Here is a 6,630-nt window from a genome sequence, read left to right on the forward strand (position 1 = left end):
TTGTCAATTACAGTTATTAGTATACCGCGAAAATCTACATTTGTCAACTATAATTTTTATTATTTTTTCGAAAAATAGAATTCCAATCATGTAACGAGAGATTTGCAGTCAAATTTTACTATATAAACTATAAAAATATGCTATACTGAAGAAAAAAGAAAACAACCACTAGGGGTGCGTAAAGCTGAGATTAACGACTGTTAGATCCCTTTGACTCAATCTAGGTAATGCTAGCTGATGGAAGTGGAAATGATAATGAGGACTAGCTGGTCTTCTATTGCTTTCCTGAAACAGACTAGCTTGTTCTTAAGAATACAAACTTCAGTTGGTTGGGAGGTTTTAGATGACTTATTTACCCGTTGCTCTAACCATTGCAGGGACTGACCCTAGTGGCGGTGCTGGCATTATGGCTGATTTAAAGTCATTCCAAGCTAGAGATGTCTATGGAATGGCCGTTGTGACCAGTCTTGTCGCTCAAAATACCAGAGGCGTTCAATTAATCGAGCACGTCTCCAACCAAATGCTGGAAGCTCAATTGGATAGTGTCTTTTCGGATATCAAGCCTCAGGCTGTAAAAACAGGGATGTTGGCAACTACTGAGATCATGGAGATCATCCAACCCTATCTTAAAAAGCTGGACTGTCCCTATGTTCTTGACCCTGTTATGGTCGCTACGAGTGGGGACACCCTGATTGATTCTAGTGCCAGAGACTACCTAAAAACAAATCTGCTTCCCCTTGCTACCATTATCACGCCCAATCTTCCTGAGGCAGAAGAGATTGTTGGTTTTTCAATCCATGACCCCGAAGACATGCAGCGTGCTGGTCGCCTGATTATAAAAGAATTTGGTCCTCAGTCCGTTGTTATCAAAGGTGGCCATCTTGAAGGTGGTGCCAAGGATTTCCTCTTTACCAAGGATGAACAATTTGTCTGGGAAAGTCCACGAATTCAAACTTGTCACACCCATGGTACTGGATGTACCTTTGCTGCTGTGATTACGGCTGAACTAGCCAAGGGCAGAAGTCTTTACCAGGCAGTTGATAAGGCCAAGGCCTTTATCACAAAAGCCATCCAAGACGCTCCTCAACTCGGTCATGGTTCTGGCCCAGTCAACCATACAAGCTTTAAAGATTAAGAAAAAACTCTCTAGTTCCTACTTTAAGGGAATTAGAGAGTTTTTGATTAGGAAACAATGTCATCTAGCTTTGTTAAAAAGGCTTGCGCTTTTGCCTCAATATCTTTTGCCTGCATCAGATCTCTGACGACAGCGACCCCAGCTATACCAGTTGCAGCAAGTTGGTCAATGTTCTCTGACGTCAAGCCTCCAATAGCAACTACTGGAATGGCGACCGTTTGGCAAATGGTTTTCAAGGTTGAAATCAGGGTGATAGGCGCATTTTCCTTGGTTGTAGTCGGGAAAATGGCTCCTGTTCCCAAGTAATCCGCACCTCCTTCTTCTGCCTCGAGGGCTCTTTCTACTGTTTTAGCTGTGACACCGAGGATTTTGTCAGGTCCCAAGACTTGACGGGCAACCGAAACTGGTAGTTCATCGTCGCCAATATGCAACCCAGCAGCATCGACTGCAAGACAGATATCCAACCGATCATCGATAATCAAGGGTACCTGATACGCATCTGTTATTTCCTTGACTTGTTTTGCCAGTTGATAGTATTGATTGGTTGTGAGATTTTTTTCTCGTAGCTGGATCATGGTAACACCTGAACGGCAGGCTGTCTCCACTTTTTCAAGAAAGTTTTCCAAGGAATCTTGGTAGCGATTGGTTACCAGATATAGTCTAAGTGCTTCTCTATTCATAAAAGTCTCCTTTGATGGCTTCTAGCCAATTTTTATCTCTTTTTAGAAGAGAGAGCTGATTGAGAGTTTGAAAGCGAAACTCTTCCAATCCCATTCCTTGGACAAGAATTCTCTCAGCACCGATATTGAGATAAGAGACCGCTAGGCAAGAAGCTTCAAATGCAGTCTTTCCTTGGCTGAGAAAAACGGCTGTCAAGGCACCAACCAGGTCTCCTGTCCCTGTTATCCAGTCCAATTCGTCACAACCATTTCCCAATATTGCAACCTGGTTCTCCGAAACGATGAGATCCTTGGGGCCAGTTACTAGGAACGACATACCAGGATAGGTCTGACACCAGTCTTTCAAGACTTGAAGCAAATCTTCAGTTTCTTGGTCTTTAGCACTAGCATCTACCCCGACTCCGTGGTGTTTTAAGCCAACAAGACTTCGGATTTCCGACATATTTCCTTTAAGGACTGTGGGCTTGTATTCTAAAAGTTCTCTGACTAGATTCTTACGAATGGATGACGCTGATACACCAACCGCATCTACTACTATTGGGAGACAAGCTTGGTTTGCATAAGAAGCTGCCATACGGATTGCTTTCTCCTTCTCAGCAGACAAATGCCCCAGATTGATAAAGAGAGCTTGGCTTTGTTTGGTAAAATCAAGGACCTCACGGGGATCATCTGCCATGACAGGTTTGCATCCCAGAGCTAAAATCCCATTAGCCAGCATCTCACAAGAAATCTCATTGGTGATGCAGTGAATCAAGGAACTGGTTGCCAGAGGGAAAGGATTTATCAATTTCTGCATCATTCTATCCTTTCTCCAAAGAAATATCCCTGCACTTTTTTAAAGAATTCCTGCTTGATTAAAAATCGAAAGGCAATAAAGGAAATCGCTGTACCAATCAAGGTTGCTCCGAAAAATCGAGGAGTGTAGATAAACCAACTGAGCTTCGCCGCAGATCCCGTAAAGAGAACCATAACAGGATAGGAAACAATGGAACCGATAATCCCTGTTCCCAAGATTTCTCCTAGGGCAGAATAGTGAAATTTCCGACCATACTTATAAAAGAGACCTGCAAGGAGGGCTCCAAAAGTAGCTCCTGTTAGGGCCAAAGGGGGAATACCCTGAGTTGACATACGGATAAAGGCTGTGGCTGTAGCCATGATCAAGGCATAAACAGGTCCCATCAAGATCCCTGCTAGGATATTGACTACACTGGACATCGGTGCCATCCCTTCAATTCGAAAGATGGGTGTAAGAACTACGTCAAGAGCAATCATCATGGATAAAATGGTTAATTTGTGAACTTGTAGTTGGTGGTTTCTCATTTTTTATTTCTTCTCTGTTTCTAAGGACTGCAAATCACTCGTCCAGGTTTGATGTTGGTAAGCCATCTCCCAAAACTTGGCTTCCATGTGGACACTTCGGTGGAAGGCCTCTAGCATTTTTTGTTTGTCCGTCTCGTTGCTTTCGCGATAGAGTTGATTGACCAGGGCTTCTTCTTCTTTAATCTGCTGTTCTAACTCATCGGTGATATAGGTCTCAATCCACTGTTGATAAAGAGGATTCGGGGATGGTTTGCGATTAAGTGCCTTGCCTAAATCATGGTATAACCAAGGACATGGGAGCAAACTAGCAAAAGCAATGCCCAAGTTTGGCTCTGCAAACTGACGATAAATATGAGAAATGTAATGATAACAGGTTGGAGCGATTGGATGTTGCTCCATTTCCTGGTCGCTGATTCTTAATTCCTTGAAAAATTGTTGGCGGATAAACAACTCACCCTCCACTAGACTTTGAGCATTTTGTTTCAAGAGTCTTTTCATCTCCTCGTTGGAAGTCTTATCAGCCAAGAGGTGATAGGCTTCTGAGAAGGACTTCAGGTAGTAGGCATCCTGAATCAGGTAATAGCGGAAGATGGAAGGTTCTAACGTTCCATCTTGTAACTGTAGAACAAAGGGATGCTGAAAGGAAGCCTGCCAAGCTTCCTTGGATAATTCCATCGCAATATCTGTGAATTCCATAATAACTCCTTTATAGAAATAAACTGGTTTGAAGCAATAAAAAGAAAAGTAGGTAGATCAATGTTGTCCTTTGAGGAATATAAAAAATCCGATAGCGATTCTCCACCTGTGCATGTTCGTCATATCCATGTGCAGACAAAGCTCTCAGGTAAAGATGGCGCCATCTAAAAACCGTCATCAGAACCTTGCTGTAAATCAAGGGCGACCAAACATGCAATTTTTGGCCACGCAATAAGCACGCTTCCTTGAGGGACTTGATTTCTTGTTGAATGAGGGGAAAGGCATTGAATACCACAATTAAGGCATAGGCCCAAGACCGTGATAACCCCTTTTGAGCCAAGTACAAGAGAAGCTCTTTTAAGGAAATACTGGAAACAAAGACAAGGCCGATACAAACCGTCACAAAAGCCCTCGTCCCAAGTATCACTGCCTGCGAAGTATCCCCATGTAACTGAACTGCCCAGTAGTTGGCCAAAGATGGTAAGATGGCGAGCACAATCATCCAAGCCAACATTTTAAATCGACGATAATAGAGCATAAAGAGGATGCAAAATGTGACTACAGAAAGATTCAGAGCAATCGAAGGAATGAAAGATGTTTCCAAGGATAAAATTAGAAAGAAGAGGCTGATAACTGGTGTCTTGGTTGCTACTTTGATCATACTACCTCACCTCCCCTAGAGTATCATTGTTCAGAGAGGGGAGAGGTTTGCTGATGATCACGTCTTGGAGATGACTGAGCCCCTCACTAGTCATCTCAATCCAATAATCAACCACAGAGATTAAGGGATCTAAACGATGGCTAATAATCAAAAAACTTCTTCCTTGATTTCTGTCCTCCACAATCCACTGGCAAAAATAATGGCAAGCTCTATCATCCAAACCAGCAAATGGTTCATCTAGCAAAATCACAGACGCCTTGCTGGTCAAGATGGTCAATAGCTGAAGAATCTTTTGCTGTCCACCACTTAATTGATAGGGACTCTTATCAAGCGCCTGCTCCAGATTAAAATATCGTAAAGCTTGGAGAATCCGCTGATTTCTTTCCGAGTCTGGACTATCTAATTGCAGTTCCTCTTTCAGACTGACTCGGATAAATTGCTTCTCAGCTTCCTGAACAACACCCGTCAAGTCACGATACACACTCTTTTTCTTTTTCAGAACTGTCCCCTTCCAAGTAATGCGTCCTTTATACTTTTGAAATTGAAGAATGGAGCGAAAGAGGGTTGATTTCCCGACACCATTGTCACCCAAGATACAGGAAATTCCTTGGTAGAAAGTAAAATCCGCAATTGAAAAGAGGGGGCGATGATCCAGCTCACAAGTCACACTATCTATATGAAATAGTTCTTGGCTAGAAGCAACTTCCTTCGAAGCAACCAGTGTCATCTCAGAGGAAGGGATTTGATTTATTTCCATTAGTTGACCGTCTATTAGCTCCACCATATGGTTGATATAGGCTTCATAGTCTGTTAAATCATGGTCACACAGGATGACTGTCTTCCCATCAAGAGCCAACTCTTTTAGAATCTCCAATATCTCGATTCTGCTCTTGCGGTCAATGGAAGCGAAGGGCTCATCCAAGAGATAGACTCTAGGATTCATGGCAAAGAGAACAGCTAGCGCAGCCTTTTGCTTTTCCCCACCTGATAGGTGATGGATGGGACGGTGCAAGATTGCCTTACAGCGACATTGCTGGACCACCTCTGCTATTTTAGAATCAATCTCTTGAACAGGATGGCCGATATTCTCCAGGGTAAAAATCAGCTCCTCAAACAAGTTCTCCATGGTAAATTGATGATTGGGATTTTGAAAGAGAATGCCAACCGTCTGGACACGTTCGATGATAGAAAGCTGACTGACCTCACTCCCATTTATCAGGACTTGACCGCTATAGGGAAGAGAACTGACTTGGGCAATGACTTGAAAGAGGCTGGATTTTCCTGAACCACTGCTCCCAACTAACAAGGTGAAGGCTTCCGCATGAAAAGTAAAATCAAGAGGCTCAGAGAAGATTGGGGACTGAATCGCTCGTAGTTCCAGCCCCATCTATGCCTTGCCCCCAGCTGCAAACTGATGATAAAGTTTGACAATGGCACGAACCAAGATGGTACAGAAGAAAAAGACAGAAATAAAGCGCACCACCAGCAAGGAAAGGACAAAAGGAAGGGAGAAGGCGTAGTAACCTAACTTAATGTATTCATAGACAAAACTAACAAGCGTAATCCCAATACTATTAGCAGTTAGAGAGAGCCAACTTTCATAGCGATTCTTGGTTACGATAAAACCAAGTTCACTTCCCAACCCTTGAACCAAGCCAGACAAAAGGGCACCTAGACCGAATTGACTACCATAAAGGACTTCAGCAAGCGCAGCGAGCACTTCTCCAATCGTTGCGCTTCCCACTCTTGGAACAAAGATGGCAGCAATGGGCGCAGCCATACACCAGAGACCAAAGAGGATTTCATTGGCAAAGGCCTGCAAGCCAAGAGGGGCTAAAATCAGAGTGAGGATATCAAACAGATAGCCAGATCCCACAAAAACGCCACCAAAAAAGATAGACAAGAAAGCAAGTAAGATAACATCTTTTAATTGCCATTTTTTCAACATAAAAAACTCCTTTTTTTAAAGAAAAGTGGGGCATTCAAGGAGACCTACCTAAATGCTTTGTATCGCCTTCATCCAGCTTATATAAACAAAAAAACTCCAATTACAATCAAGAATTAGAGTTTAGCTTACAAGATTAGACCGTTCATTTCGACATACGAAAAAAACCTTTTCACATTTCCCTTCGCCAGTC

At 42.9% G+C, this 6,630-nt stretch carries 8 protein-coding genes and 1 riboswitch; of the genes, 1 reads left to right on the forward strand and 7 read right to left on the reverse strand.

Annotated features, from left to right (window positions below):
- Positions 1-160: 160 nt before the first annotated feature.
- A riboswitch (TPP riboswitch) is annotated at positions 161-259 on the forward strand.
- An 84-nt stretch (positions 260-343) separates the two neighbouring features.
- Entirely contained in the window at positions 344-1,135 is a 792-nt protein-coding gene (thiD, locus tag HMPREF1115_RS10605; protein ID WP_000221718.1) for a bifunctional hydroxymethylpyrimidine kinase/phosphomethylpyrimidine kinase, read from the forward strand.
- A gap of 47 nt (positions 1,136-1,182) precedes the next feature.
- Here the strand turns inward: thiD and thiE are convergent, their stop codons facing one another.
- From thiE to HMPREF1115_RS10640, 7 genes are read right to left on the reverse strand one after another with little or no spacing between them, the layout of a single operon-like run.
- Complete coding sequence (gene thiE, locus HMPREF1115_RS10610) at positions 1,183-1,815, reverse strand: thiamine phosphate synthase (protein ID WP_001078204.1); 633 nt, start codon at positions 1,813-1,815, stop codon at positions 1,183-1,185.
- Complete coding sequence (thiM, locus tag HMPREF1115_RS10615) at positions 1,808-2,611, reverse strand: hydroxyethylthiazole kinase (RefSeq protein WP_025171022.1); 804 nt, start codon at positions 2,609-2,611, stop codon at positions 1,808-1,810. The genes thiE and thiM overlap by 8 nt, the downstream gene beginning before the upstream one ends.
- On the reverse strand, positions 2,611-3,135 hold the full coding sequence (gene thiW, locus HMPREF1115_RS10620; RefSeq protein ID WP_001244052.1) for an energy coupling factor transporter S component ThiW: 525 nt from the start codon (positions 3,133-3,135) through the stop codon (positions 2,611-2,613). Before thiW ends, thiM begins: the two co-directional genes overlap by 1 nt.
- A gap of 3 nt (positions 3,136-3,138) precedes the next feature.
- On the reverse strand, positions 3,139-3,831 hold the full coding sequence (tenA, locus tag HMPREF1115_RS10625) for a thiaminase II (RefSeq protein ID WP_000397199.1): 693 nt from the start codon (positions 3,829-3,831) through the stop codon (positions 3,139-3,141).
- Positions 3,832-3,841: 10 nt separating this feature from the next.
- Positions 3,842-4,492 (reverse strand): energy-coupling factor transporter transmembrane component T, encoded by a 651-nt coding sequence (locus HMPREF1115_RS10630; RefSeq protein WP_000598427.1) that lies wholly within the window; start codon positions 4,490-4,492, stop codon positions 3,842-3,844.
- 1 nt (position 4,493) lies between these two features.
- Entirely contained in the window at positions 4,494-5,879 is a 1,386-nt protein-coding gene (locus tag HMPREF1115_RS10635; RefSeq protein ID WP_000522126.1) for an ATP-binding cassette domain-containing protein, read from the reverse strand.
- On the reverse strand, positions 5,880-6,440 hold the full coding sequence (locus tag HMPREF1115_RS10640) for an ECF transporter S component (RefSeq protein WP_000915275.1): 561 nt from the start codon (positions 6,438-6,440) through the stop codon (positions 5,880-5,882). It lies immediately after the preceding gene.
- Between the last annotated feature and the right edge of the window lie 190 nt (positions 6,441-6,630).

It is taken from the genome of Streptococcus oralis SK610 (genome assembly GCF_000257455.1).
GTDB lineage: Bacteria > Bacillota > Bacilli > Lactobacillales > Streptococcaceae > Streptococcus > Streptococcus oralis_CB.